At 52.1% G+C, this 25,940-nt stretch carries 22 protein-coding genes and 2 pseudogenes; 13 read left to right on the top strand and 11 right to left on the bottom strand.

The features are described 5' to 3' along the window. Window positions 1-209 precede the first annotated feature (209 nt). A complete protein-coding gene (locus GOB58_RS06620; protein ID WP_173559655.1) occupies window positions 210-941 on the bottom strand; it encodes a hypothetical protein in 732 nt (243 codons plus the stop codon). A 395-nt stretch (window positions 942-1,336) separates the two neighbouring features. Here GOB58_RS06620 and GOB58_RS06615 point away from each other — a divergent pair. Next, a protein-coding gene (locus GOB58_RS06615) for an IS5 family transposase (RefSeq protein WP_173559654.1) occupies window positions 1,337-2,091 on the top strand; the annotation gives its coding sequence in 2 pieces (ribosomal slippage) (window positions 1,337-1,676 and window positions 1,676-2,091; 756 coding nt in all). A 315-nt stretch (window positions 2,092-2,406) separates the two neighbouring features. On the opposite strand, the gene GOB58_RS06610 is transcribed toward GOB58_RS06615, so the two are convergent. Next, window positions 2,407-2,670: a hypothetical protein gene (locus tag GOB58_RS06610; protein WP_206752256.1), complete on the bottom strand. Its 264-nt coding sequence runs from the start codon at window positions 2,668-2,670 to the stop codon at window positions 2,407-2,409. A gap of 681 nt (window positions 2,671-3,351) precedes the next feature. Then, window positions 3,352-4,000 (bottom strand): annotated as a pseudogene (locus GOB58_RS06605) (IS5 family transposase); the annotation flags it as partial. Between GOB58_RS06605 and GOB58_RS13335 the strand changes: the two are divergent. Next, window positions 3,887-4,590: pseudogene (locus tag GOB58_RS13335) on the top strand (IS5 family transposase). The pseudogenes GOB58_RS06605 and GOB58_RS13335 sit on opposite strands and share 114 nt — an antisense overlap. Before the next feature lie 13 nt (window positions 4,591-4,603). Here GOB58_RS13335 and GOB58_RS06595 read toward each other — a convergent pair. Genes GOB58_RS06595 through GOB58_RS06585 form a run of 3 tightly spaced genes read right to left on the bottom strand, consistent with a single transcriptional unit; the run spans window position 4,604 to window position 7,131 of the window. Continuing rightward, window positions 4,604-5,977: an amidase gene (locus GOB58_RS06595; protein WP_173559652.1), complete on the bottom strand. Its 1,374-nt coding sequence runs from the start codon at window positions 5,975-5,977 to the stop codon at window positions 4,604-4,606. Window positions 5,978-5,980: 3 nt separating this feature from the next. Continuing rightward, window positions 5,981-6,763: an exodeoxyribonuclease III gene (gene xth / locus GOB58_RS06590; RefSeq protein WP_173559651.1), complete on the bottom strand. Its 783-nt coding sequence runs from the start codon at window positions 6,761-6,763 to the stop codon at window positions 5,981-5,983. Beyond that, the gene (locus GOB58_RS06585; protein WP_086555486.1) at window positions 6,760-7,131 is read right to left on the bottom strand and encodes a HesB/IscA family protein; all 372 of its coding nucleotides are present in this window, start codon (window positions 7,129-7,131) and stop codon (window positions 6,760-6,762) included. Before GOB58_RS06585 ends, xth begins: the two co-directional genes overlap by 4 nt. Before the next feature lie 151 nt (window positions 7,132-7,282). On the opposite strand from GOB58_RS06585, the gene GOB58_RS06580 reads away from it, so the two are divergent. From GOB58_RS06580 to GOB58_RS06540, 9 genes are all read left to right on the top strand, one after another. Further along, entirely contained in the window at window positions 7,283-8,470 is a 1,188-nt protein-coding gene (locus tag GOB58_RS06580; protein WP_086635713.1) for a deoxyguanosinetriphosphate triphosphohydrolase, read from the top strand. A gap of 42 nt (window positions 8,471-8,512) precedes the next feature. After that, a complete protein-coding gene (gene argS, locus GOB58_RS06575) occupies window positions 8,513-10,300 on the top strand; it encodes an arginine--tRNA ligase (protein ID WP_173559650.1) in 1,788 nt (595 codons plus the stop codon). Continuing rightward, window positions 10,300-11,295 (top strand): SPOR domain-containing protein, encoded by a 996-nt coding sequence (locus GOB58_RS06570; RefSeq protein WP_173559649.1) that lies wholly within the window; start codon window positions 10,300-10,302, stop codon window positions 11,293-11,295. Before argS ends, GOB58_RS06570 begins: the two co-directional genes overlap by 1 nt. 30 nt (window positions 11,296-11,325) lie before the next feature. Further along, window positions 11,326-12,222, top strand: a complete 897-nt coding sequence (locus GOB58_RS06565; RefSeq protein WP_086555489.1) for a segregation and condensation protein A — start codon at window positions 11,326-11,328, stop codon at window positions 12,220-12,222. Further along, complete coding sequence (gene scpB / locus GOB58_RS06560) at window positions 12,209-12,853, top strand: SMC-Scp complex subunit ScpB (RefSeq protein WP_173559648.1); 645 nt, start codon at window positions 12,209-12,211, stop codon at window positions 12,851-12,853. The genes GOB58_RS06565 and scpB overlap by 14 nt, the downstream gene beginning before the upstream one ends. A gap of 58 nt (window positions 12,854-12,911) precedes the next feature. Further along, the gene (gene tatB, locus GOB58_RS06555; RefSeq protein ID WP_086555490.1) at window positions 12,912-13,556 is read left to right on the top strand and encodes a Sec-independent protein translocase protein TatB; all 645 of its coding nucleotides are present in this window, start codon (window positions 12,912-12,914) and stop codon (window positions 13,554-13,556) included. Then, window positions 13,553-14,359 carry a twin-arginine translocase subunit TatC gene (gene tatC / locus GOB58_RS06550; RefSeq protein ID WP_086555491.1) on the top strand — a complete coding sequence of 269 codons (807 nt, stop codon included), beginning with the start codon at window positions 13,553-13,555 and terminating at the stop codon, window positions 14,357-14,359. The genes tatB and tatC overlap by 4 nt, the downstream gene beginning before the upstream one ends. Window positions 14,360-14,394: 35 nt before the next feature. Beyond that, window positions 14,395-15,666 (top strand): serine--tRNA ligase, encoded by a 1,272-nt coding sequence (gene serS, locus GOB58_RS06545; protein ID WP_086555492.1) that lies wholly within the window; start codon window positions 14,395-14,397, stop codon window positions 15,664-15,666. A gap of 71 nt (window positions 15,667-15,737) precedes the next feature. Beyond that, entirely contained in the window at window positions 15,738-16,898 is a 1,161-nt protein-coding gene (locus GOB58_RS06540; RefSeq protein ID WP_173559647.1) for an SMP-30/gluconolactonase/LRE family protein, read from the top strand. A 140-nt stretch (window positions 16,899-17,038) separates the two neighbouring features. Here the strand turns inward: GOB58_RS06540 and GOB58_RS06535 are convergent, their stop codons facing one another. After that, on the bottom strand, window positions 17,039-17,488 hold the full coding sequence (locus GOB58_RS06535) for a cupin domain-containing protein (RefSeq protein ID WP_086553978.1): 450 nt from the start codon (window positions 17,486-17,488) through the stop codon (window positions 17,039-17,041). A 136-nt stretch (window positions 17,489-17,624) separates the two neighbouring features. Further along, window positions 17,625-18,719: a branched-chain amino acid aminotransferase gene (locus GOB58_RS06530; protein ID WP_173559646.1), complete on the bottom strand. Its 1,095-nt coding sequence runs from the start codon at window positions 18,717-18,719 to the stop codon at window positions 17,625-17,627. 239 nt (window positions 18,720-18,958) lie between these two features. On the opposite strand from GOB58_RS06530, the gene GOB58_RS06525 reads away from it, so the two are divergent. Next, window positions 18,959-20,419, top strand: coding sequence for a protein adenylyltransferase SelO (locus tag GOB58_RS06525; RefSeq protein ID WP_173559721.1), 1,461 nt, complete (start codon window positions 18,959-18,961; stop codon window positions 20,417-20,419). A 2-nt stretch (window positions 20,420-20,421) separates the two neighbouring features. Here the strand turns inward: GOB58_RS06525 and GOB58_RS06520 are convergent, their stop codons facing one another. Together GOB58_RS06520 and GOB58_RS06515 are read right to left on the bottom strand one after the other, a co-directional pair. After that, the gene (locus GOB58_RS06520; protein ID WP_173559645.1) at window positions 20,422-21,222 is read right to left on the bottom strand and encodes an ABC transporter ATP-binding protein; all 801 of its coding nucleotides are present in this window, start codon (window positions 21,220-21,222) and stop codon (window positions 20,422-20,424) included. Continuing rightward, a complete protein-coding gene (locus GOB58_RS06515) occupies window positions 21,222-22,250 on the bottom strand; it encodes a FecCD family ABC transporter permease (protein ID WP_173559644.1) in 1,029 nt (342 codons plus the stop codon). The genes GOB58_RS06520 and GOB58_RS06515 overlap by 1 nt, the downstream gene beginning before the upstream one ends. Before the next feature lie 262 nt (window positions 22,251-22,512). On the opposite strand from GOB58_RS06515, the gene GOB58_RS06510 reads away from it, so the two are divergent. Beyond that, the gene (locus GOB58_RS06510) at window positions 22,513-23,460 is read left to right on the top strand and encodes an RluA family pseudouridine synthase (RefSeq protein ID WP_407651735.1); all 948 of its coding nucleotides are present in this window, start codon (window positions 22,513-22,515) and stop codon (window positions 23,458-23,460) included. 66 nt (window positions 23,461-23,526) lie between these two features. Here GOB58_RS06510 and GOB58_RS06505 read toward each other — a convergent pair whose 3' ends face one another. Next, window positions 23,527-25,938, bottom strand: coding sequence for a glucose/quinate/shikimate family membrane-bound PQQ-dependent dehydrogenase (locus GOB58_RS06505; RefSeq protein ID WP_173559642.1), 2,412 nt, complete (start codon window positions 25,936-25,938; stop codon window positions 23,527-23,529). Window positions 25,939-25,940: the final 2 nt, after the last annotated feature.

Raw genomic sequence — 25,940 nt, 5'->3', positions numbered from 1 at the left:
AGATCTCCAGCTATTTTATTTAGGTTTATTTTTTAATGTGAGAGGTTTTTCTCGGGAGGAGAGAATTTATACGCTGTATTTATAAGATACAGCCATGAGATTTAATTTTTTATTGTCGTTTCAAAATGCATTTCTGTTTTCTTCATGGCTGCCAGTTGAGAACATACTCTCGATAAAGGGAATTATAATAAACCCTTTTTATTAAGGCGTTACTTATCTTCTCCGGCGGCCTTCCTCCTCTCCTGGTCACGCAGAGCTGTAAAATCCGGCGCCATGCGCTCAAGGCCAGGTACAGGGGCTGGCATGGGAGGTTTGTAGACATTGAGCGGGCGATATCCCATAAGGGGATAGGTTGTACGAATCATTTGCCGCCTCAACCCAAAGTCAAAGTTCGTCTCTCCTGGTAATACCGGCGCCAGAGATTTTGCGCTGGCAAAGTCAAAACGGTTTCGTTCTTTTGTGGGTTCGATAGGTGGTTTGAGGGTGCCGGCAACAATGTCATCACGCTTCTGGCAATATTCTCTGAAGAACGCATCAGTTTCTGCCAGACCTGGCCTGTTTTTCTCTACAGCAGCGATAAAATCATCCATCAGAGAGACCAGCAGCGGGTAATGACGCGGCTTGATCAGCCCACGTCCCTGAAGAATGTGAATTATCTCTCCCATAGCCCGGCCGACATCATCAGAATCACGGACATCTCCTGACCCTGTCAGATATTTGAGAGTGCCAAGGTAAGAGCGATCAAGAGGTATTGGTATGCGCCGTGCCTGAACCTCTTGGCGCAGCCAGAGCAGGAAATAGACCATACGCCCGTATGGGTCATTATTACTGGCTGGTTTATCGTGCCACAGATCGAGCAGGAAGGTGATACGCTTCATCAGGTCAGCATATTCTTCATCAATGTCACCGGCATTGATCATCTCTGCTGTGACGGGGATCATCGGAGAATCTCGAAATTGCCGAGACTGTCAGCTGGCAGAGTGATGTGGCTTCGTCCGCCAGGCAGACTGATGCTACCTGCTTTTCTCGTACCATCAGGAAGGCTCATGCTACAATTCTCCGTTGCCGGATCAATCCGGGCTCTGACAACATTATCAAGATTACGGTTAACGGTAGCTGCCTTTTCTGGTCGGGGCGCAGGTATGTCAGAAAACGGTTTATCGCCTCATCATAAACAACAGGACCTCTGATCAGCCGAAATCAGTTTACTGGCCAAGGAAAATATAAAATCATTTCTACGGCGTGTCGTCAGTTAAGCCCTGAGTTTGGCAGGTGAGGGTTTTACTTTCCGGCGTTCTGTGCTGACTATTTTCCCGGTTTTGGAGGAGAGAAACGGATGCGGCGCTACGGTTTACGCGATGATCAATGGGACCGGATAAAAGGCCTTCTTCCCGGTCGTGAAGGTCATGTTGGTGGCACGGCGACGGACAACCGTCTGTTCGTGGAGGCATTACTGTATCGCTATCGTGCCGGCATCCCCTGGCGTGATCTTCCAGCCCGTTTCGGAGACTGGAAGAACATTCACCGGCGTCTGCGCCGCTGCTGTGAAAGTGGTGTTACTGAGCGGATTTTTCGTTATCTGGCGGCCGGTCATGACAATGAATACATGATGATAGACAGCGCGATTGTCCGGGCGCATCAGCATAGTGCCGGAGCTCTCAAAAAAGGGGCTCGGATCAGGCTATCGGACGATCACGAGGCGGACTGAGCACAAAGATCCACGCCATCTGCGATGCCCTGGGCAATCCGGTGGAGATCAATATCACACCGGGGCAGGACGCAGATATCAGCCAGGCAGAACCGATGCTCGAAAACATCGATCCGGATGCTTTCCTCGCAGACAAAGCTTATGATGCAGACAGGCTCACCGACAAACTGACAGAGTGCGGGATTACCCCTGTTATCTCGCATAAACGCAACAGAATGACACGACGGGAAACTGACTTCGCTCTTTACAGGGAGCGTAACCTTGTCGAGAGGTTCTTCAATAAACTCAAACAGTTCCACGCTATCGCAACGCGCTACGACAAGATGAAATCAACGTTCCTCGCAGCCGTCCAGTTCGTTTCAGTTATCATCCTGCTTAACTGACGACACGCCGTAGGAAACACTGTTTGCTTTTTTGTCAAAAAAGGCAAGGATAAGTTTATAAAAAAATTAATTTCATTTTTTATTATGAAATAATCTTTTCTTTTTTAATTTGCCTAAAAAAATATAAATATGAGCTCCAGTTAAAAAAGCAAATATTGGAACTATAACTTCTTTCCAACCATTAAACATTAATGCTGTTATTATAGTTAAATATGTAGTTAAAACACTTATTATTCCCATAAAAATATTAATTATAAAATCAAAAAACAAAAAACTATATTTTTTATTCATTTTTAAACATATTTTGTTGTAAATTTAAAAAAGAAATATTTTATTTAATTCATTTTTAAAAATAAAATACAACATATCATATCCTTTCGTGGAAAGCCTGTACCATAAACCAGGATATTTAACTTTAAGTCTATCTGACGCATCTCCTGCTTTTTTAAGCATACCTTCTATGGCAATAACTGTTAATGTTTGCGACGCAGCAAAAGAACATATCTTTGATATTGCGGTAGACACAGCTACGTCTTCAACTATAGCATATATTATTCTATCTGTAATAATTTTTTGCAATTCATATTTTGTAACAAATTCAATAGAAAAATTACTTAAATTATTTATAATATGTTCTTTTTTTCATTTGAAATTTTTATTCTATTTTCAATTTCTATTAATTTATTATAATCAATATTTTCAACAAAATATTCTACTATAATTTTTAGAATTTCATATATTTTTTTTATGACTAATTAAATCTTTTAAAGCTTTAATCATTCTTAAATCTTGCTGGTAATCATTAAAAGATTTTTTCATTAAGGATGAGTCAACCCCAGGTACAAACGGTAATATATCATCAGAAAATCTAATTAATCCATTAGCAAGAGATGTAGAAAAATTCCAAGATGCATGTCCAATACCATCAAGAATATCATTTATAGATGGTATTTTTTCTTTCTTATATTTTTTTCAGTTAATATTTATATCGATAAATACCATACTCTTCTAAAAAATTTGGTCTTTTTATCTATAAGGTTGGTAATCAGAAAACTATGGTTTCTTTTTTCATATTATAATATTTGTTTTTAATAGTTTTTTGTTCTTCCTGTCGTTTTGAACTGTAATCAGTGATGACTTTCTCTTCTGCTTCTCTCCTGCCCGATAAGCCGCAGGCGTTATAGTAATTCTTTTGGTGCAGCGCGATACGGTTTTAACGAAAAGATGAAAAAGATTTGCACTTAGAGCCTTTTTGGAAATTCATGGATGAGCGTTTCTGCGAAGCATGAGGCTTCCCATAGCGATGTGGATCATGGCCTCGGCAACGTCGATCCGTTTCTCGTAATCCTTGACGAGACGGCGCCAGCGGACCATCCAGCCGAAGGTGCGTTCGACGACCCACCGGCGTGGCAGAATCTCAAACCCTTTTGCTGTATCTGAGCGCCGGATGATCTCGACCGTGAAGTCGAGAAAAGCGGCTTTATCCATCAATTAAAAGCGGTCATAAGCTCCATCTGCAATAAAGATGCTTCACCCATGATCAGCGTTTGCGGATGGCATCCAGGATCATCTGTTCCCCTGCACTGTCTGAAATATCATCTGGCGTCAGCCTAATCAGAAGCAGTCGGCCCTCTGTATCAACTGCGATATGGCGCTTACGACCAACGATCTTCTTGCCGGCGTCATAGCCACGGGTCTTTGCATGAGGAGCCTTAACGCTCTGGCTGTCGATGACGCCCCCGGATAGGCTGGCTTCGCGTCCTGCGGCTTCACGATCGAGCATCAGGCAGACATCATGGATCGTCTGAAACAGAAAACGGCGCATCAGTCTGCGAAACCACCAGTAAATGGTTTGCCATGGACCAAAATGTACTGGCAGCATCTCCCAACCGCAGCCCGAGCGCACAAGACTTTATATAATCGCTTCATCCGCTGGAGCCGCCTGGGTGTCTTTGACAGGATCTTTAAAACCCTGGCAGAACAGGCGGGCCGTTCGAAGCGCCTGATGATCGATGCCACACATCTTAAAGTGCACAGAATGGCAGCGTCTCTCCTCAAAAAGGGGCTTTTCCCCGCCATACCGGACGCGCAAAAGGCGGTCTGAACTCAAAACTGCATGCCATGTGCGATGATCAGGGGCGGCCTGTCCGCCTGCATCTGACTGCAGGACAGGTCAGTGACTTCAAAGGCGCAGACGTGCTGCTGGCAGATCTCCCCGACAAGACAGAAGAAATCATCGGGGACAGGGGCTATGACAGCAACAGGATCAGGTTATGGCTTGCAGAACGCACTATCACAGCCTGTATTCCGCCGAAAAAGAACCGGAAATCAAAGCCACCTTACGACTGGCATCTGTATAAAAAGCGTCACCTGATCGAAAACATGTTCGCAAAGCTTAAAGACTGGCGACGGGTGGCAACACGATACGACCGCTGCGCTCATACCTTCATGTCCGCAATCCATATCGCTGCAAGCTTCATTTTCTATCTCAAAGAATGAGTCCTGAGCCTGGTTATTGTTTTCCGAGCCTTAAAGCCTCTTCAAGCCACGCCGCAACATGAAACAGGTGAGAGTCTTTGTGGCCTGTTTGCATGGCCATAAGGCCTACAGGGGCAGCGCCGGCTGCGTGGCAGGGCAGGCTGATAGCACAGCCATTGATAAAGTTGGCAACAGTCGGGTTTCGCAGCAGCAGCAGGTTAGTACGTGTCAGCAGTGTTTCATCTGCCACGAGGTCAGCAATATGTGGTGCAATAACCGGCACTGTTGGCATGATAAGTGCATCATAGGGGGCTATGACCTGCGCTGCCCTGTTAATAAGTGCCTGCCGTTCGTGTTGCAGTGTCAGGTAATCAACCGCACTTTGTTCTTTGCCGCGTAAAATGCGTTTGAGCACAAAGGGATCATAAGCTTCTGATTTATGCTCCAGCAGCGGGGCATGCCACGCGAGGGATTCAGGTGCAGGAAAGCCCCCGAGCCGGTTAATCTGCGGTAAATTTTCAAGCTCGCTAAAGCATACATCTTCCAGAATGGCACCAGATTTCTCCAGCTGCTTCAGTGCGGCATGCCACGTGCTGGCAACAGTGTCATCCATACCGTCCAGCACATAGCTTTGTAGTACACCCAGGCGTGGCCGGCTGGTTTTGCGGGCTTCAGGTCGTGCGCTCCAGTCAACAGGCAGGCCTGCAAGCGCACGGTCTGCAGCCCAGCAGCATGATACAGTACGGCCCAGACTGCCAACAGAATCAAGAGTTGAGGAAAGCGGGACAGTTCCTCTGGTTGAAATGCGGCTGGCTGTTGGTTTATATCCGGTAAGCCCCGTCAGCGCTGCGGGAATACGGCATGACCCCCCGGTGTCACTGCCTATACCCACAAAAGCCATACCATCAGAGACAGAAACTGCCGCTCCGGAAGATGAGCCGCCCGGAATACGCCTGTTTGCTCTGTCCCACGGGTTTGCCGGGGTGCCGGTATGCGGGTTCATGCCAGCGCCGGAGAAAGCAAACTCCGTCATTGTTGTCCGTCCGATAGAAATAAGGCCAGCCTGACGGGCCAGAGCAATGGCAGGCGCATCCTGCTGTGCCGGCGGGGCATCACTGAGTACGACTGAGCCGGCCCTGGTGATGCTGCCTGCTTCGTCAAACAGATCTTTTACGGACATCAGCAGTCCGGCAAGCGGGGGGATTGGCTCACCGGCCCTGCGTCGGGTATCCGTCAGGTCAGCCTGTTTTCGTGCACTGTCAGCGTGTACGACGCTAAAAGTCTGACGGCCTTCTCCTTCTTTGTCATGAATACGTGCCAGAGCCAGCTCTGTCAGGTGCCGGCTGCTGACCTTGCCCTGAGCCAGAGCGCATGCTGCGGCAAACAAAGAAGGAAAAGTATCAGTCATGAATTATCCCTCAGTTTTGTCGCGCAGGGTGACAAGAAGCGGCACGTGGTCTGAAGGTCGCTCCATAGCGCGCTCGTCTTTGTCAGGGAATACGCTGACAAGGCGTTCAGCGACCCTGGGTGAAAGCAGGGCGTGGTCAATGCGTATGCCGCTGTTTCGCTGCCATGCTCCGGCCTGATAATCCCAGAAAGTGTAGAGTGTCTCTGTCGGGTGCAGTGCGCGCAGAGCATCTGTCAGCCCCAGCCAGATCAGACGGCGGAAGGCTGCACGTGTCTGTGGCCGGACCAGAGCATCATCGGGTGCGAGGGCTCCGGGCGCACAGTCGCCGGCTGCGGGGCAGACATTATAATCTCCGGCAAAGATAAAATCAGTTTCTTCGCGCAGATAGTGCTCAGCCCGCGCTGTCAGTGCTTCAAAAAAGGCCAGCTTGGTGGCGTATCCTTCTTCTCCGCCTGAATTGCCATTGGGCAGATAGAGGTTGCCAAAGACCAGCCCCTGCGTGCGTATTTCAACATAGCGGGCTGCCGGGTTATCAAAGCCGGGCAGGTGGTCAGTGACAATTTCTGTTCTGTCACCTTTAACCAGTGTGGCTACACCGTTATAGGATTTCTGCCCGACCACGGCAGAGGCATAGCCGCGTTCTATAAAGAAATCAGCCGGAAACGCTGCCGTTTCACATTTGATTTCCTGCATCATCAGCACATCAGGGTCGTGTCGCTCCAGCCAGTCTGCAATCAGGTTCTGGCGCAGGCGAACGGAATTTACATTCCAGGTGGCGAATTTCATGCGAGGGAAAAGCTTGTGCCACAACCGCAGGATGAGGCTGCATTGGGATTGTTAACTGTAAAATGTGCGCCCATCAGCTTGTCAGAAAAATCAAGCTGAGCACCTTCAAGTAACTCAAGGCTGGCAGGGTCAACCACAACCAGCACGTCATTTTTCTCAAAGTGCGTATCATCTTCAGCGATCTCTGCCTGGGTAATCAGGCCAAAGCGATACTGAAAGCCGTTGCAGCCGCCTGCATCAACAGAAACGCGCAGAGCGGCCGGCAGGGGAGTATTCTGCCCCGCGGCAGACTGCCTGCGGCTGGCAAGAACAGAGGCAATGCGCTTGGCAGCAGCATCGGAGACGGAGAAGGGCTGTGGCTGGGTCATGCTGTTATAAATAGCGTTCCGGTAAAGGTGTTTGAAGGGGAAAATGCAGAGAAGTTGGTGAAATTTTGAACAATGCCCTATTATGCCTGTTTATAACCGCCTTCTGGCTCTTCTGTCAGCGGGCTTTGCAGCAGGTCGGGCAGGAGAAAGAATGTCTTTACAGGAACATCTCGCAACATGTGCGCCTTATGCCGTGCAGAGAGGGGAGGGGCGTGGTCGCAGGCAGTACGATGAGGCTGAGTCACTTACGCGTTCTCCCTGGCAGCGTGACAGGGACCGGGTGGTACATTCTTCAGGCTTCAGGCGGTTACAGTATAAAACTCAGGTCTTTGTTAATCATGTCGGTGATTTTTTTCGTACCAGGCTGACGCATTCTCTCGAGGTGGCACAGGTTGCCCGCTCTATGGCGCGTGCTTTACACCTTGATGAAGATCTGACCGAAGCGGTGGCTCTGGCGCATGACCTTGGGCATACTCCTTTTGGTCATGCGGGAGAGGATGCCCTGGCCGAGCTGATGTATAACTGGGAAGGGTTCGATCATAATACGCAGGCACTGCGTCAGGTTACGCTGCTTGAGCGGCGCTACCTCACGTTTAACGGTCTGAACCTGACATGGGAGACGATAGAAGGGCTGGCCAAACATAACGGGCCGGTTAAAAAGCCAGGTCCATGGCTGCGTGAGTTTGATGCGGCATGGCCGCTTGACCTTACCGGCTTTGCGTCAGCTGAAGCGCAGGTTGCTGCTCTGGCCGATGATATTGCCTATCATGGTCACGACCTTGATGATGGTGTGAAGTCGGGCCTGCTGACACTTGATGATCTTACTGATGTGCCTCTGGTCGGGGGTATTCTGGCTGAAGTGCGCAGGATTGCAGCTGATTATACTGATGTGCCACAAAAAGCGCAGCGTATCCGCCATGAGGTTGTGCGCAGGGTAATCAATGCTCTGGTGACAGACGTGCTGGTGACATCGCGGAGGAACCTCCAGGACCTCGCCCCCCAGAGCGTTGAGGATATTCGTGCAGCCTCGCAGCCTGTTATTGCTTTCAGCCCCGAAATGTGGGCAGCAAATAAAGGAATTCGAAAATTCCTCTTTGCCCGGCTTTACAGGCACTGGCGGGTTAACCGCATGGGGTATAAAGCCAGAAAGGTTACCTCTGGTCTGTTTACTGTGCTGACGGAGTCGCCTGATCTGCTGCCTGATGTCTGGCGTGAGAGAGCCCCTTCTGGCAATGATATGGCTTTGCGTCGTACAGTGGCCGATTATGTGGCGTCTATGACCGACCGTTTTGCTATTGATGAGTATCGCCGCTTGACGGACCTGTCAGTAACAGGTTGAAACCCCGGCGTTGTATCGTTTTGTATTAGGATTTTTACGCGTATGTCAGAGTGTTTGTTCCAGCATTATCGTCACCAGGTTCTTGCCGCAGTGCATACACTGTTGCCTGACGTGCCCGAAGAAACACTCGCCCGTATTGAGGTCACTCCAACGCGAGACCCTTCACACGGCGACATGGCGACAAATGCGGCCCTTTTGCTGGCAAAAACTGCACGCCGCAAGCCTGCTGATATTGCAGGTGAACTCGCAGCTCTGCTTGAAAAAACCGAAGGGGTAGCCAGTGCGGCTTCGGCTGGTCCTGGTTTTGTTAACCTCACACTTAAGCCCGATACATTGCGTCATATTCTGCCGGTTATCCTTAAAGCGGGTGAGGCATATGGTGATGCTCAGACCGGTAACGGGGTAAAGGTTAATGTTGAGTACGTTTCAGCAAACCCTACCGGGCCAATGCATGTCGGGCATTGCCGTGGCGCTGTTGTGGGCGATGTTACAGCCAGCCTGCTGGCAAAAACCGGTTTTGATGTAACCCGCGAATTTTATATTAATGATGCCGGCACTCAGGTCAGGGCTCTGGCCTGGGCAGCTTACTGGCGTTATCTTCAGGCGCTGGGCACAAAGCTGACGGAAGACGAGTTTGCGGCTCTGACACCTAATGGTCTTCAGTATAAAGGGGATTACCTCATTCCTGTGGGTGAGGATCTGGTCGGGCAATATGGTCGCACTCTGGCGGGTGATGACGCGGCCCCTCTGCCTGAGAGTGAATGGCTCGGTACCGTTCGCAACTTCACTGTAGCTCATATGCTGGTGGCGATTAAAGAAGACATGCACGCCCTGGGTGTGAAGCATGATGTCTTTACGTCAGAGGCGCAGGTGCTGCGTGACGGGGCTGTTGATGCTGCCATTGCTCACCTTGAAAAAGAAGGCCTGCTTTACGAGGGTGTGCTTGAGCCTCCTAAAGGTAAGCTTCCTGATGACTGGGAGGAACGCGAGCAGCTTCTTTTCCGTGCGACTGACTTTGGTGATGACGTTGACCGTCCTCTGAAAAAATCTGACGGTACCAATACCTATTTTGCGAATGATATTGGCTATCATGCTGATAAGGTTGCACGTGGTGCCCAGGTGATGATTGATATCTGGGGTGCTGATCACGGTGGCTATGTTAAGCGTATGAAAGCCGCAGTGAAAGCTGTAACCGGTGGCAGCACACCGCTTGAGGTTGTGCTGTGTCAGATCGTTCATATTCTGAGAAATGGTGAGCCTGTCAGAATGTCCAAACGGGCAGGCACATTTGTCACGCTGCGTGACCTGATTGACGAAGTCGGTAAGGACGTTGTGCGCTTTACTATGCTGACCCGCAAGAGCGATGCGCAGATGGAGTTTGATCTTGATCATGTTGTGGCAAAGCAGCGTGATAACCCGGTTTTTTATGTGCAGTATGCTCATGCCCGGTGTCGTTCTGTTTTACGTGCCGCGACTGAAGAGGGTAGCTATGGCGCAACTGATGCTGAAGTTTTAGCTGCAGTGCCGCTGGATACGCTGAGTGCCGATGTTGAAATGGCTCTTATCCGCCGCCTGGCTGAGTGGCCGCGTCTTGTTGAAGCCGCCGCTCAGGCCAGAGAGCCGCATCGTGTTGCTTTTTATCTGACGGATCTTGCCGGTGATTTTCACTCTTTGTGGAACCACGGGCGTGACGATGCAGCTTTACGCTTTTTGCAGCCTGAAGCGCCTGAGGCAACCCGTGCCCGCCTGGCTCTTGTTGCTGCTGTGGCAACGGTTATTCGTTCAGGTCTGGCTGTAATGGGTGTCGAACCAGTAGAGGAAATGCGCTGATGTCTGACGACCAGAGTCAGAACGAAGAACAATACCAGGAAAATCGCAGATCTGCTGACTATGCGCGTGAGCGTATGGGGGGGCATCAGCCGCCGCCTCGTAAGGCAGGCGGGTCTGCTTTTCGGGTTCTGACCAATGCGCTGAACAGCGATGCAAGCACCCGCTGGCTTGTTTATGGTACAGCAGGCCTGGGTGGTCTTCTGCTGGTAAGTATCGGCGGGTGGGCTTTGCTGGGGCACCATCAGGGGGGGATTCCCGTTATTGGTCCGCCATCTGTCGCAATGCGCACAAAACCGGTTGATCCGGGTGGTATGCAGCTTGATAATATGATTGTGCCTGAGGCTGATGATGGGCAGGCCCACCTGACGCCCGGGCCCGAAAAGCCCAACCCCGGCGGGCTTGCTGAGCAATACGGGCAAAGTGCAGAAAAACAGGATACGACTGCTGGCAGTGCAGGTGCATCGCCTGATGTTGCCGGCGCACCAGCCGGTACAGAGCAGAGCCAGACTCCTCCTGCCGCTCCTGACACTTCTGCTGTTGCGCAAAATGACGATAAAGCTGCGGCTGGTGTGATGCAGCCTGCAGATAGTCAGGATCCGGTGATTCAGTCTGATGCCCTGCCTGCGCCTGAAACTCCTGAGGCTCCGGTGGATGATAAAACACCGCCTCAGGCACCGATCGAACCGGTAAAAAAAGTACCTGAGAAAAAGGTGGTCACAGCAACGCAGCCTGTTGCACCCGCTTCATCCGGTGGGAAATATCAGGTGCAGCTTGCGGCTTTGCAATCACCGGAGCAGGCTATGAAAGAGTGGACAAGGCTGCAGACGCGCTACTCTGACCTTTTTGGCTCACGTAAACCGTCAGTCGAAAAAATACAGCGTGATAATGCAATTTTTTATCGTCTGCGTGTGACAGGTTTTGCGTCTTCAGCTGATACACGTGCGTTTTGTAGTGCTGTGCGTGAACGTGGGCTGGCCTGCACACAGGTTCACTAACGTCATGCTAAGGCTGGTGTGGTCTGCACAATGACAGATAAAAAATCTGATAGTGCAGACCAGCACCAGCCGCTGGCTCTGCCTTCCTCAACCGCAGCGGAGACGGAGCAGCAGGATGCCGCTTTGTTGCATCCTCCTGTGTTGCGGCTTGAGGGGTATGAAGGCCCCCTTGACCTCCTTCTTGAACTCGCTCGTGCACAAAAAGTCGATTTAAGTCGTATCTCAGTGCTTCAGGTTGTTGAGCAATATCTGATCGTTGTTGAAAAGGTACGTCATATTCGCCTTGAACTGGCTGCTGACTGGCTGGTGATGACGGCCTGGCTGACCTGGCTGAAGTCGCGCCTGCTTTTACCGCCGGAGAGCGAGCAGGCAGCGGAGGGAGAAGAGGCGGCTGAATTATTACAGGCACGCCTGAGAGAGCTTGCCTGTATGAATCAGCTGGCTCAGTGGCTTGAAGCGCGACCTCACACCGGGCGCGATGTATGGGAGCGCGGCACGGCAGAAGATCTGACCGAAATAGACCGCTCGGGTCTGGTGCTTGATATCCCTCAGCTTATGCGTGCTTATATGAGCGCCATGCGGCGCACGGTAGCAAAGCGTCCTTATGCTCCTCCCAGGCCTTCTTTCTGGACTGTGAAAGAGGCTCTGACGCGGCTGACACGCCTGCTGGGTGAGGCCCCGCCTGGCTGGCGTAGCCTTGAAATGTTTTTGCCTCAGGCACTGACAGGTGCTGTCACGCGCCGTGAAGAATTACATCGCAACCGTGCAGCAAAAGCCAGTATTCTGATCGCAGGTCTTGAGCTGGCTAAAACAGGGAACCTTGAGTTGCGGCAGGATGAAATGTTTGGTCAGATTTTAGTGCGTGCCAGTCAGAGTGCGGGCAGCCCCGTTCAGCCGGTTACCCGGAGTGCTGATGATGATCTCTAAAGTTCAGGATGTGCCCTCATTGCCTGAGGAAGCCATACGTCTTGCAGAAGCGCTGATTTTTGCTGAAACAGAGCCGGTCAGGTTGTCGAGAGTATCTGAACTGCTTGCTGTACGTCAGCTTGTGCCAGAGAAGGTGGAGGACGCAGCAGCATTTAGCCTCTCTGTTCTGAAAAATCTGTCTGCCCGTTATGAGGGGCGGGGGGTGCAGCTTGTCGAAATTGCCGGAGGCTGGCAGTTTCGCACCGCGCCTGACCTTGCTCATGTCCTGACACGGGTTATGGAGCGTCCGCGGCGGTTGCCTCGTGCGGTGATGGAGACACTGGCAATTATTGCCTATCACCAGCCCTGCACACGTGTTGATGTAGAAGAGATACGCGGTGTAACGCTCGGGCAGAATGTGATGAATACGCTTATTGAGGCGTCGCTGATTTCGCCACGCGGGCGTAAGGAAATTCCTGGCAGGCCTGTTTTATGGGGTACCACACCTGACTTTTTGCGTTATTTTGGTTTGCGTGCGTTATCGGATCTTCCGGCTCGCGAAGAACTTTTAAGAGACGTCCCACCGTTGCTTTCAGCTGCATCAACAGCAGAAAGTGAGGATGATGGTGAGGCTGTATCTGTGCCGGAGTAAAAAAGAGTGATGAAGTGTAAAGCTGGTACAGGGCTGTGTTATCGTCAGGATGTGACTGATGTTTGACTTTGCATGGTCTGAAATTCTTCTGATTGGGCTGGTGGCTTTAATCGTTATTGGCCCCAAAGATCTGCCGGTTGCAGCAAAAAGTCTTGCAAAAGTTCTGAAAAAAATTCGTGGCGTAGCAGGCGAATTTCAGTCTCATGTTGATGAAATGGTGCGCGAGGCTGATCTGTCAGAAGTGCGCGATCATGTACGTGACCTGCGTAGTATGGATGTACGGGGCCGTATTATGAAAGCCATTGATTCTGATGGCAGTATGGCGCGTACGCTTGCGCCCCCTCCGGCACTTAATGCACCACCTGCCGGCCCCAGAGCACTGGACAGACTGCCGGGCCCGGGTATTCTGCCGCCTTTATCTCAGGCTGAAGTGCCACATGTCAGCGCGCCTGTTTTCTCGGGTGCGGCCGACAGTCATGAGCAGTTATATCAGAATGCGGAGATTGAAGCCGGTGTAACAGATGCTCCTGCCGAGCTGCCGCCTGCTGTTGTCAGACGTATTTTGTGTGACCAGGCGCAGTATCATCCTCCTGCTATTTTGCCGCCGGTCAGGGTGGTGCATGGGCATCGTCGGGTTGCTCCCGGCGTTGTTAACCAGGCATTACCTGAAGGGCACCACGACACGCCGGATATATCGTTATGACTGAGCACGAGCCTATGAGTGAGAACCCTATTAACGATCAGCCTATGCCGTTGCTTGATCATCTGATTGAGTTACGTAAGCGCCTGCTCTGGTCGATCGGGGCGTTTCTCATATGTTTTGGTATATGCTATCATTTTGCAGGTGATATTTACCTGTTTCTGGCGCGCCCTCTGGGGGAGATTATGCGCCAGAAAGGCGAGCAGCCCCATCTGATTTATACGGCGTTATACGAAGCCTTTTTCACCTACATCCGGGTTGCTTTTTTTGGCGCGGCTTTTCTCTCATTCCCTGTTGTAGCAATGCAGGCCTGGATCTTTATCGCACCTGGTCTCTACAGGTCAGAGAAAAGAGCGTTTGCTCCCTTTCTCGTTGCGACACCTGTCCTGTTTCTGCTCGGGGCAGGGCTGGCTTACTACTTTATTTTTCCTGTCGCCTGGCGGTTTTTTCTGTCGTTTCAGTCTCCGGCAGGAGACGGGAATGTGCAGATTGAGCTTCAGGCTAAAGTGTCAGAATATCTTTCTCTGGTCATGAAGCTGATTATGGCATTTGGTGTTTCGTTCGAGCTGCCTGTTGTGCTGACTCTGCTGGCGCGCGTTGGTATTGTGACATCTGATATGCTGCGTCGTTATCGTCGTTATGCGATCGTGGGTGCGTTTGTCGCCGGTGCTATTTTCATGCCACCCGATATCATTACACAGACGGGGCTGGCTGTTCCGCTCATCCTGCTTTACGAAGTCTCTATTGTGTCTGCCCGGCTTGTTGAGCCTAAACGGGTTAAGACAGAAGAGGCTGAAGCAGAGTAATCGTTGTTTTAATAAACAGAAATTTTGGTGCCCTTATGCATGATATTCGCGCCCTTCGCGCAGACCCCGCCGCATTTGATGCTGACCTTGCCCGCCGTGGCCTGGCGCCTGTCGCTGATAAACTGCTGGTATGGGACGAAGAACGCCGACAGGCACAAACTGCCCTGCAGGAAAAGCAGGCCCGCCGTAAAGCGCTGGCGCGTGAAATTGGCCCGCTGAAAGGCAGAGGTGAAGATACCTCGGCGCTGGAGGCTGAGGCCGTTGGTCTGCGTGCTGAGATGGAAGCTTTTGAAGAGAAAATTGCTTTTCTTGATGGTGAGAGCTCAGGTGTGCTGGCTTCTCTGCCAAACCGCCTTGATGCTGATGTACCTGAAGGACCGGATGAAAGCGCTAATGTCGTGCAGCATGAGTGGGGTACACGACCGGCATTTTCTTTCGCTCCGCGTCAGCACTTTGAACTGGGTGAAGCACTGGGACAGATGGATTTTGGCACAGCAGCTAAGCTGTCAGGTGCCCGTTTTGTCGTGCTGAAAGGGGCTCTGGCTCGTCTGTCACGGGCACTGGGGCAGTTTATGCTCGATCTGCACGTGCAGGAGCATGATTATACCGAAACACTGGTGCCTGTGCTGGTTAATGATGCCGCGATGTATGGCACAGATAAGCTGCCTAAATTTGCTGATCAGTCGTTTCGTACAGAAGATGGTCGCTGGCTGGTGCCAACAGCTGAGGTGCCGCTGACAGCGTCAGTCAGTGGTGACATTCTGGCAGCGGGCAGCCTTCCGCTGCGTATGACAGCGCTGACGCAGTGTTTTCGTAGTGAGGCAGGCTCTGCCGGGCGTGATGTGCGTGGTATGCTGCGCCAGCATCAGTTTGAAAAAGTTGAAATGGTGTCTGTCACCACGCCTGAAGAGAGCAGCGCTGAACATGAACGGATGACACGCTGCGCCGAAACAGTGCTTGAAAAGCTGAAAATACCTTATCGGCGCGTGCTGCTTTGCGCGGGCGATACAGGTTTTGGTGCGGTAAAAACCTTCGATCTGGAAGCCTGGTTGCCAGGGCAGGACGCCTGGCGCGAGATTTCTTCATGTTCAAACACGCGTGATTTCCAGGCCCGGCGTATGAATGCCCGTTTCCGTCCGCAGGGCGGAGGTTCGCCGGTTTTTGTGCATACACTGAACGGATCCGGCCTTGCTGTTGGTCGTACTCTGATTGCAGTGATGGAAAATTATCAGCAGGAAGATGGCTCGGTTGTGGTGCCTGAGGTTCTGCGTCCCTATATGGGAGGTATAGAGCGCATTACAGCCTGATACGTTTGCCTCAGCCCGTTTATGGCTATAGCGGGCAGAGAAACGACATGACCGTGCAGGAGATAAGATAAATGAAAACGCCTTTTTTAAAAATGCGAAAGAAAGCTTTTCTCTCCTGCTGTGGCAGTGCGCTGATTGTCGCACTGGCATATACCGGTGCAGCCGCTGCAGCGGATAGCGTCGATCATGCTTCTGCACCGACAGAGAATGTTACGGTTGCTGATCGCTTTGAAAAAGCGCAGCCATCGGGCATAGCGCGCCTGCCAGACGGGCGTATTATACTGTCATTTCCTGAGAGTGCGCAGTGGCACCCTGGTCCCGTCCTGGCAGTGTGGAGCCCGGGCAAACTCACGCCTTTCCCTGGTGCGCTGGCACAGCATGACATGATATCCCCGCTGGGTATGACGGTTGATGCAAAGGGGCAGCTCTGGGTGGTGGATGAAGGTGTCAGAGCCGGCCATAAAGTTAAACCGCAGCCTGCGTTGCTGCATATAGATCCTGTTGCAGGTAAGATCGTCAGATCATACCCTTTTACAAAGCCCGCTGTTTCGTCTGACAGTCATGTGAATGATGTGCGTGTTGATCTGACACACGGTAAGGCAGGTACGGCATTTGTGTCCGATACATCAGAGAAGACCCATCCTGCTCTGATCGCCGTTGACCTTGCCAGTGGTAAAATGCGCCGTATTCTTGAAGGGTCAGTGTCAGTGCGTCCTGTACCAGGGCTGGTGATGCAGGTTGATCATGAGCTGAGGCGTTATGACCCCAATCATCCGGTTATGGGGCAGGGTGGTGTTGATGGCCTTGCTCTGAATGCTGATTCTTCAAGGCTTTACTGGTCTCCTTTATCATCGCGACGGCTTTATAGTGCCCCGACAGCAGAGCTGGCAGACTTTCACCTTTCTGAGGAAGTCCTGAAGTCAGCCGTCACAGATGAAGGTGAGGTCGGCATAATGGATGGTATGGCGACAGCGCCTGATGGCAGTTTATATCTGACAGATATTGAGCGTCATGCTGTGGTGCGTCGTGCTCCCGATGGTGAGCTGAGCATTGTTGCCCAGGACCCGCGCCTTATTGCCCCTGACAGCATAGCGCTTGATGGTGACAGTCTTTTGCTGACGGTAGGGCAGTGGTCACGTCTGCCGGTTTTTAATGCCGGAAAAGATAAGCAGGAGCGCCCTTATCTTCTGATGCGCATTGCACCGTTACAAACAGCTGATAAGGCACCATAACGACATTATTATAGAAAAAGACAGGTTATCCTAAGGCGTTCATCATCATAAATTTGATCGTTGTGCGGTGTCTTCGCACCTTTGTTATCTTAGTTTTTTGGAGAAGATCATCAGGTGATGATCTTCTCGTTATAGGGTTTTTAATATTCAGGTTTCTGCCCGGGTTCTGCTTTGAATGTTGCCGCACCTGGTGTGCCTGAGTAGGTGATAATAAGAACAGTTGGTGTTGAACCACTGACCCCGCGGTGAACATCATCAACTGATTCCGTAAAGCCTTCACCAGCATGAAAAACCTGTTTTTTACCGCTGGCTTTGTCCTCAATCGTCAGCTGCCCCTGTAAAACATATACCGAATTAGGAAAAGGATGCGTGTGCCATGGCAGAGCAGTATTGGCGGGAATGGACATTCTGAGCATTGTCAGCTGAGGTTGCCCGGCAGGGTAAGTTGTATAGGGTTTACCGTTCCAGGAGGTGCTGCTTTTGACCAGCACGTCAGCATGCGCTGAGGATGTGGTATGCGGTTTCTGAGCAAGAGCCGGCGTGATCGCCAGGCAAGCCGTGGTAAAAACTGCAAAGGCGAATTTTGACATAATGCTCCTCTTTACTGTCTGTGGCTTTTTATTCCTATGCATCAAAGCACTGATAATATGCCGCATGCCAGTAAAGAGAGCATGATCCGGCCTCTGACGGGGGCCGGACTGAGATGCGTAAGCGGGATCTTCTGCTTTAGCCGACGGTATGAACCCAGCCCTGGGTGTCATGAGTGCGGCCAAACTGCATATCACACAGAGCCTGACGCAGAGAGGCCGTTACTGCACCTGTTTCTTTACTGATGACATGCTCACCTTTTGAGGTTTTCAGTGTGCCAATTGGGGTGACAACAGCGGCAGTGCCACAGGCAAACAGCTCACGCAGACGGCCGGAGGCAATATCAGCATAAAGCTGGTCGATGGCATAAGGCTCTTCACGCACTGTCAGCCCCTGGCTGCGTGCCAGAGTGAGCAGGGAGTCCCGTGTGATACCGTGCAGGATGGTTCCTTTAAGAGGAGGCGTAAGGAGTGATCCATCATCAAGAGCAGCAACGATGTTCATGCCGCCCATTTCCTCAATCCATTTACGCTCACTGGCGTCAAGGAAGAGAACCTGATGGCAGCCATTCTCTTTCGCTTCCTGCTGGGCTGTCAGGCTGGCTGCATAGTTGCCGCCACATTTGGCTTCACCGGTGCCACCGCGTGAGGCCCGCACGGTATTTTCTTCAACCCATACGGTAACCGGGCCGGCGTCTTTAGAGAAATAATCACCGGCAGCGCAGGCAATGACGATGAATTTATATTCTGCCGAAGGCTTAACACCCAGAGCAACCTCTGTTGCGATCATGAACGGACGAATATACAGCGTGCCGACCTCAGGAGCGGGAATCCAGTCAGCATCAATTTTCACCAGCTGTTTCACTGCATCAAGAAACAGCTCTTCAGGCACCTGAGCCATAGCCATACGTTCGGCTGACCGGCGAAAACGGCGGGCATTTGCATCTGGTCTGAACAGTAATGGCTCACCAGTGGGGCTGCGATAGGCTTTCATGCCTTCAAAAATTTCCTGCGCGTAGTGCAGCACAGAGGCAGCAGGGTCGAGCTGTAAAGGCTGGCGAGGCAGAATTTCAGGTGTGTGCCATCCCTTACCCTCAGTGTAGGTCACAACGGCCATATGTTCAGAAAAGACACGGCCAAACCCTGGGGCTTTAAGGAGCTCTTCACGTTCAGCGGCTGAAATACGGTCAGCTTTTGGTGTGATAGTGAAAGCGGTTTTTATAGGCTGGCTCATCGGGTCTGACGTCTCCGCGTTCATAATGGCTGAAATTTCAGCTTCAGCAGGTCATAATTTCTTTCTGATATGATCTATCATATATTGCTTTGACAGAGCCAGAGTGCCTGGTCACGATATTGCCTGCCGTCAGCGGGAAGTGAAAATTTTTATCAGGATTATTTTCTGCCAGCCATGTAATACAGGCGTTGGTTAGTGAGTGAAGATATAATTTTATCTCCGAATTTAAGAGCATGAGAATGATACCAGTTCTGCCAGCACAGACTTATACAACACTTCCTGAACGGTTTTACGTGCATCCGCCTTTGTCTCCGGTTGTCGCGCCGCAGATCGTGCAGCTTAATACCGCTCTTGCCGGTGAGCTGGGGCTGGACTGTCACTGGCTGCGCAGCAGAGAGGGTGTGGCTATGCTCTCAGGCAATGCAATGCCTGAAGGGGTCATACCTGTCGCGCAGGTCTATGCGGGGCACCAGTTCGGGCAGTTTGTACCTAAGCTGGGTGATGGCCGCGCTATGTTGCTGGGTAGTGTGACAGACCAGAACGGGCATGTGAAAGAAATTCAGCTCAAGGGTGCGGGGCGCACAAGGTTTTCACGTAGTGGTGATGGCCGTGCTGCGCTCGGCCCGGTGCTGCGTGAGTACATTGTCAGTGAGGCCATGGCGGCCCTGGGTGTGCCAACAACACGCGCGCTGGCAGCGGTGACAACCGGCCAGCCGGTATATCGTGAAACACCCCTGCCTGGTGCCGTGCTGACACGTGTGGCCTCGGGTTTCATACGTGTGGGGACGTTTCAGTTTTTTGCCGCACAGGAAGATTTTGAAGGACTGCGCCTGCTGACTGATTATGCTCTAACGCATCATTACCCTGAGGCTTCTCACGAGGGCGGGGCTGCCTGTGCGTTGTTGCGTGAGGTTATAGCCAGTCAGTGTCAGCTGCTTGCTCAGTGGATGTTATATGGCTTTGTGCATGGTGTGATGAACACGGATAATATGGCCATATCAGGTGAGACAATTGATTATGGCCCCTGTGCTTTTATGGAGCATTATGACCCGGATACGGTTTTCAGTTTTATCGATAAAAGAGGCCGTTATGCTTATGGCAGACAGCCAGAGATAGGGTTGTGGAACCTGACCCGCCTGGCTGAAGCCCTTCTGCCTGTCATATCTGAAGATCGGAACACGGCTCTTGAGCTTGCCCGTGCAGAGCTGGCCGTGTTTGAGGGGCAGTTTCAGCAAATTTATCTGGCAGGCTTACGTCAGAAACTGGGGCTGCAGACAGCTCAGGAGGGAGATGCAGGTCTGGTACGCAGCCTGTTTGAGGTGATGCAGGCCCAGCGTCTGGATTATACGGCAACGTTCAGAAGCCTGAGTACTGAAGCAGCACTGAGCACCCCGACAGCATATCTGCCTGAGGCATTGCACCCCTGGGCAGCACAGTGGCAGGCCAGACTGGCCGCAGAACCTTTGCCTGGCACGACACAGCGTGCACAGGCGATGCAGCGTGTTAACCCGCTGTACATTCCGCGCAATCATCTTGTTGAAGAGATGATCACACAGGCCGTTTCGCATAATGACATGACAGCCTTTGAAGAACTGCTGGCTGTGACGTCGCGTCCTTTTGAAGAGCAGCCCGGCAAAGAGCGTTATGCCCGCCCGGCAGAGGCGCATGAGCAGGTGCAGAACACATTCTGCGGCACGTAGCTTCAGGTTTTTTCTGCAATACCGCTGATCTGAATAAATGGTCGTCCACTCTGGCCACGTTCGACATGTGCATGAACGCGGTAGACATCACGCAACACCTCCGGGGTCAGCACCTCAGCTGGAAGGCCATCTGCTTTTATGCGACCTTCATGCAGCAGGAGAACACGATCTGCCATGTTCAGGGCGATATTCAGGTCGTGCAGTACAATCAGGGTGATGAGCGGGCGTTCTCTGGTTTCCTGCTGTAAAAGTCGCATAACGGCAAACTGATGGTGCAGGTCGAGGGCACTGAGGGGTTCATCAAGCAGGAGAGACACAGGTCTTCGGCTGAGGGCCTGAGCAAGCCCGATCAGCTGCCTTTGTCCGCCTGAGAGTGTGCTCATATTTTTCAGGGCCAGGTGGCTGACGGAGAGCCTGTCCAGCCATGCCAGAGCATGTTCGGTCTCTGATATTGTGATTTCTTCATGCCGCCTGGGGCCGCAGGCGCGTTGCGCAGCCATCAGGGCTTCAATAACAGGCAGCTGCACAGCGGCTGGTAATGTCTGAGGCAGATATAAACAGCGTTGTGCCCTTTGTGCCAGAGGCAGGTGCGCGAGGTTTTCATCTCCGAGGGTGAGTGTCGCCTGTGATGGTATCAGGCCGGAGAGAGCACGCAGAAAAGTTGATTTTCCGCTGCCATTAGGCCCTGTGAGAGCACAAATCTGCCCTGATACAAATGGTTTGGGAGAGAGGTCGTGCAAAATGCGACGTCGGCCGAAGCCTGCATTCAGGTTTTTAACCGTCAGGGGGCCGACTGGTGGCATTAGTTCAGCTCCTCACGGCGAAGCACGATAATCAGGAAAAATGGGATGCCTGCGAGAGATGTTACGATACCTGTCGGCACAATAAGGCCGGGCACCAGTACGCGTGCAATCAGGGCGGAAAGAGAGAGGATAAGCGCTCCCGTTGCCATGCTGCCTGGCAGGTAAAAGCGGTGATCTTCGCCGAGAAGCCGGCGCGCAATATGTGGTGCAACCAGCCCGACAAAACCGATAACCCCGACAAACGAGACGGCCAGAGCTGAAAGCAGGCTGATACGTATGAGTGAGGCCCGGCGAATGCGCGCGACATCTATCCCAAGGCTTGCTGCTCTTTCTTCTCCCATACGTAATGTGGTGAGTTGCCACGCGGCCCTGAATGAAAACAGGCTGACGACCCCTCCGACACCAGCAATTACTCCGACTTTTGCCCATGATGCGCGGGTCAGACTGCCCAGAGTCCAGAATACAAGATCCTGTAAGGCATCTTCATTGGCGATAAACTGCATAAGAGATACGAGAGCCTGAAAGGTAAAAACCAGGGCGATACCTGTCAGCACGACGACGTTGGTACTGGCGACTCTGCTCTGGCTGATTTTATCTAATAACAGTACGGAAAGCAGGGCACAGATGAACGCGCTGGCTGTAATGAGCGTACTTTGAGAAACCAGAGCTGTATGCAGACCTGTGACCAGAATAAGGGAAGCGCCAAAGGCCGCCGCCGCTGAAACGCCAAGCGTAAAAGGGCTGGCAAGCGGATTAGCCAGGATAGTCTGCATTTCGGCCCCTGCCAGTCCGAGTGCCGCCCCCACACACAGGGCCATCAGAGTGTAAGGCAGGCGGATCTGCCAGACGATAAGCCGTTGCGTGGCTGGTACTGTGTCAGGGTGCAGCAGGGTGTGTAACAAAGCGGATGGAGAAAGCCCGGAGGGACCGATGGCAAAGTCAGTAAGGCAGGAGAGTATAATAGCTCCCGTCAGGATCAGCAGGGTAATGCCGCGTTTGCGCAGAGTTTTGCGGTAAGCTTCATGCACAGAGTGTACGTCATAGCTGCGGAGGGGAGGAGGCCGGGAGATCGTCGGGTTACTCCTGCTTATAGACCCGCAGGAAAGGGCGGGATATGAAGAAAGACAGTTTTTCTGTGTAGCACCAGCCTGTTGTAAGAGAAATGGTTTGCATAAAAAACTCTCTCATCTGACGTTCCCCTCTTCGTGTATAAGGCAGGAAAATCGCGTGACATACTCTGATTCAACTGATGAAAACCCTGAGGCTGATTTTGCCGCAGGAGAGACACTCATTTTTGTTGTGAAGTCTGAACAGGCGGGTGAGCGGGTTGACCGGTTTATTGCACTACATTCGGGCGGCTTGTCGCGTTCACGTGTGAAAACTTTGATCGAGGCAGGGCACCTTACGCGTGACGGGCAGAGTGTAACCGAACCTGCCGAGACGGTGAAAGCAGGTCAGAGTTATTCTCTGAGTGTGCCATCGGCTGTGCCGGCTGTGCCGGAGGGCGAGGCGATGGCATTTGATATTTATTATGAAGACAGCGACCTGCTTGTGCTTAATAAGCCTGCGGGGCTGGTTGTACATCCTGCCCCGGGCAATGAGACAGGTACTCTGGTGAATGGCCTTGTTGCCCATTGCGGAGACAGCCTGCAGGGAATTGGCGGGCAGAAACGGCCAGGCATAGTTCATCGTCTTGATAAAGATACATCGGGCCTGATGGTTGTGGCCAAAACAGAGAAAGCGCATCTGGCTTTGTCAGAGGATTTCGCAGCCCGGCGGATTGACCGGGCTTATCTTGCCTTGTGCTGGGGCTGTCCTGCTCCGGCAGAGGGAGATTTTGAAGGCAATATCGGGCGTGACAAGCGTGATCGTAAACGTATGACCATTACACCACGCAGTGGGAAGTGGGCTTTAACGCACTATAAAACGCTTAAAAACTTTCAGGGGAGTGCGTCACTGGTAACGTGTAAACTCGCAACCGGGCGTACGCACCAGATCAGAGTGCATTTTTCAGCACATGGATACCCGCTGATAGGTGACCCGGTTTATCTGCGGCGCATTCCCGCTGTCGCGAAGGGATTTTCTGCTACGGCACGGGCTGCTGCACTCGACTTCCCGCGGCAGGCATTACATGCGACCCGCCTTGGGTTTACACACCCGCGTACAGGCGAGGCTTTGCTTTTTGAGGCTCCGGCTCCCGATGACATGGTGCAGCTGGCTGAAATATTAGAAGCCTGACACAGAAAAAGGGGGAGCAGAATATCTGCTCCCCCTTCTTTTTTACCAGCTCTGTTAAGTGCGGGCTTAGTGCTGTGTTTTTTCTGGCAGAGCATAGGCGGTGATATAATCGCCCAGTCTGGTGCCGAAAGAACCATGACCACCATCGGCAGAAACAACAAACTGACGTCCGTTTGTTTCATATGTCATGGGTGTAGACTGACCACCCGCTGGCAGACGGTCCTGCCAGAGCTGCTTACCTGTGGTGACATCATAAGCGCGGATATAATAATCAGCAGTTGAAGTCAGGAAAGCAACGCCACCGGCTGTAATCAGCGGTCCGCCAAGTGAAGGGATCCCCACTTTGAAAGGCAGCGGCAGAGGTGAGCTGTCATAGGTGGTGCCGTTACGGTGCATCCAGATGATCTTGTTTGTTTTCAGATCAATACCAGCAACATAACCCCAGCCTGGCTGTTTGCAGGGAATACCCAGCGGTGACAGGAAGGCATGCAGGTCAACACCATAAGGTGTGCCGTACTGTGGCTGAACACCGCTTTCTGAGCCGGAAGGACCGGCTTTCGGGTCAGGGTGTGCAGGGTTGCCCGGACCACGCGGGATAAGAGTTGAAACGAACGGAATAGCAATCGGGTTAGCAAAAGCTACCTGTCTGACCGGGTCAACAGCCAGGCCACCCCATTCGAACATGCCAAGGTTACCAGGGAAGATCAGCGACCCCTGCAGTGATGGTGGAGTAAACGGACCATCATAGCGCAGGCGTTTGAACATGATGCGGCAGACCATCTGGTCGAACATCGTGCCGCCCCACATGTCAGAATCCTTCAGGCGCTCTTTCGGACGGAAGGTCAGCTGAGAGTAAGGCTGTGTTGGTGTAACATGATCACCCGGTGCAGCACCCTGTGGCACTGGTGTTTCAGGTGCCGGTACGATCAGGTTACCATTGCGGCGGTCAAGCACAAAGATGTTGCCTGTTTTTGCCGGTGCATAGAGTGCCGGGATAACAGTACCGTCTTTCTGACGAATATCGACCAGGCTGGGCTGAGAAGGAATGTCCATATCCCACAAATCGTGGTGAACTGTCTGATAGAACCAGACCTGTTTGCCTGTGTCAGCATCAAGAGCCAGAATGCCAGAGGCATATTTTTCCTGCTGAGGGGTACGGTTGCCGCCCCAGATGTCAGGTGTTGCAACGCCTGTTGGGATGTAGATCTGGTTCAGGCCTGCATCGTAGGAAGCCGTGATCCATGAGTTAGGTGAGTTGGCAACATACTGATGAGTGGCTGATGGCAGCTCGTTCGGGTCAGGGTTACCTGCATCGAACGCCCACAGCAGTTTACCTGTACGCACATCAAATGCACGGGTTACGCCAGATGGTTCATGTGTTGAATAGTTATCGGTGACAGCGCCGGAGATGATAACTGCTTTTTTGGTAACAACCGGCGGAGATGTCGGTTCATAAAAACCATCTCTCTTCATTGGCATGCCGTCACTCAGGTCGAGTGCGCCATTGTTAGCAAAGCCGTGGCAGAGTTCACCTGTGTCAGCGTTCAGAGCGATCAGGCGGCCGTCATTTGTTGGCAGGAAGATACGTGCCGTGCAGTCATCAGCCGGAGCGGCAGGAGCAGCGGGTGCATCAGTTGCTGCTGCCGTGTTGTCGGCTTCAGCTGCAACAGGAGTGACTGCCGGTGTTTCAGCGTAAGAAACGCCACGACAGGTCATGTGCTGGAAGGAAGGGTTATATTTGATTTTAGGGTCAAATTTCCATTTCTGCTTGCCGGTAGCGGGGTCAAGGGCAAACAAAATCTGGTGCGGTGTGCACAGATAAAGTGTGTCCCGGATTTTGATCGGGGTAACTTCGTCTGTAATTTCACCCGGGTCGTTCGCTGTTTTCAGATCATGGGTGCGGAAGGTCCATGCCACCTTCAGATTTTTAACATTTGCAGGTGTGATCTGTGTCAGGGGTGAGAAGCGGTCACCAAACTGCGTGCGGCCATAAGCGGGCCAGTCACCTGCGGCAGCTTCGGCAGTGTCTCCCGGGGTAACAGGTTCACCCTGCTGTGCCACGGAGGGGAGTGAGCCGGCAATATCCTGCGGGTCCTGCGTTATGGCATAGCCGGCAACGCCCAGGGTGCAGAGAATGCTTAGTGCGAGCGGTAAAAGTGCGACTTTGCTGGCTGTCAGCTTGCGTGAGACGAAGGGGAGCAGCAGCAGCAGCCCCAGAGGCGGAATGATATCCAGACGGGGAGCCAGTGTCCAGAAGTCAAAGCCAGCTTCGTTTACAGCCCAGCCGAGTGTGGCAAACACAAGAGCAGCGTAAAGCCATAATACCGCGCTTTTGCGCCTGAAAAGCATTACGGTGGAAACAAGCAGGATAACGCCGCTGAACAGATAAAAGGCTGAACCGCCCAGTACTGCCAGGTAAGCGCCTCCGGCTGTAAGGAAAAGGCCTGTTAGTGCAAACAGGAGGATAGTCAGGATCATGG

It is taken from the genome of Acetobacter thailandicus (genome assembly GCF_011516655.1).
Classification (GTDB): domain Bacteria; phylum Pseudomonadota; class Alphaproteobacteria; order Acetobacterales; family Acetobacteraceae; genus Acetobacter; species Acetobacter thailandicus.
The sequence above is the reverse complement of the archived record's forward strand: the minus strand, read 5'-3'. Positions and strand labels throughout refer to the sequence as shown.

Bases quoted from the DNA above. Each gene is read 5' to 3' on its own strand.
- GOB58_RS06620 (WP_173559655.1), bottom strand. From the start codon at position 941: ATGATCCCCGTCACAGCAGAGATGATCAATGCCGGTGACATTGATGAA.
- GOB58_RS06595 (WP_173559652.1), bottom strand. From the start codon at position 5,977: ATGACTGATACTTTTCCTTCTTTGTTTGCCGCAGCATGCGCTCTGGCT.
- xth (WP_173559651.1), bottom strand. From the start codon at position 6,763: ATGAAATTCGCCACCTGGAATGTAAATTCCGTTCGCCTGCGCCAGAAC.
- GOB58_RS06585 (WP_086555486.1), bottom strand. From the start codon at position 7,131: ATGACCCAGCCACAGCCCTTCTCCGTCTCCGATGCTGCTGCCAAGCGC.
- GOB58_RS06580 (WP_086635713.1), top strand. From the start codon at position 7,283: ATGTCTTTACAGGAACATCTCGCAACATGTGCGCCTTATGCCGTGCAG.
- argS (WP_173559650.1), top strand. From the start codon at position 8,513: ATGTCAGAGTGTTTGTTCCAGCATTATCGTCACCAGGTTCTTGCCGCA.
- GOB58_RS06570 (WP_173559649.1), top strand. From the start codon at position 10,300: ATGTCTGACGACCAGAGTCAGAACGAAGAACAATACCAGGAAAATCGC.
- GOB58_RS06565 (WP_086555489.1), top strand. From the start codon at position 11,326: ATGACAGATAAAAAATCTGATAGTGCAGACCAGCACCAGCCGCTGGCT.
- scpB (WP_173559648.1), top strand. From the start codon at position 12,209: ATGATGATCTCTAAAGTTCAGGATGTGCCCTCATTGCCTGAGGAAGCC.
- tatB (WP_086555490.1), top strand. From the start codon at position 12,912: ATGTTTGACTTTGCATGGTCTGAAATTCTTCTGATTGGGCTGGTGGCT.
- tatC (WP_086555491.1), top strand. From the start codon at position 13,553: ATGACTGAGCACGAGCCTATGAGTGAGAACCCTATTAACGATCAGCCT.
- serS (WP_086555492.1), top strand. From the start codon at position 14,395: ATGCATGATATTCGCGCCCTTCGCGCAGACCCCGCCGCATTTGATGCT.
- GOB58_RS06540 (WP_173559647.1), top strand. From the start codon at position 15,738: ATGAAAACGCCTTTTTTAAAAATGCGAAAGAAAGCTTTTCTCTCCTGC.
- GOB58_RS06535 (WP_086553978.1), bottom strand. From the start codon at position 17,488: ATGTCAAAATTCGCCTTTGCAGTTTTTACCACGGCTTGCCTGGCGATC.
- GOB58_RS06530 (WP_173559646.1), bottom strand. From the start codon at position 18,719: ATGAGCCAGCCTATAAAAACCGCTTTCACTATCACACCAAAAGCTGAC.
- GOB58_RS06525 (WP_173559721.1), top strand. From the start codon at position 18,959: ATGATACCAGTTCTGCCAGCACAGACTTATACAACACTTCCTGAACGG.
- GOB58_RS06520 (WP_173559645.1), bottom strand. From the start codon at position 21,222: ATGCCACCAGTCGGCCCCCTGACGGTTAAAAACCTGAATGCAGGCTTC.
- GOB58_RS06505 (WP_173559642.1), bottom strand. From the start codon at position 25,938: ATGATCCTGACTATCCTCCTGTTTGCACTAACAGGCCTTTTCCTTACA.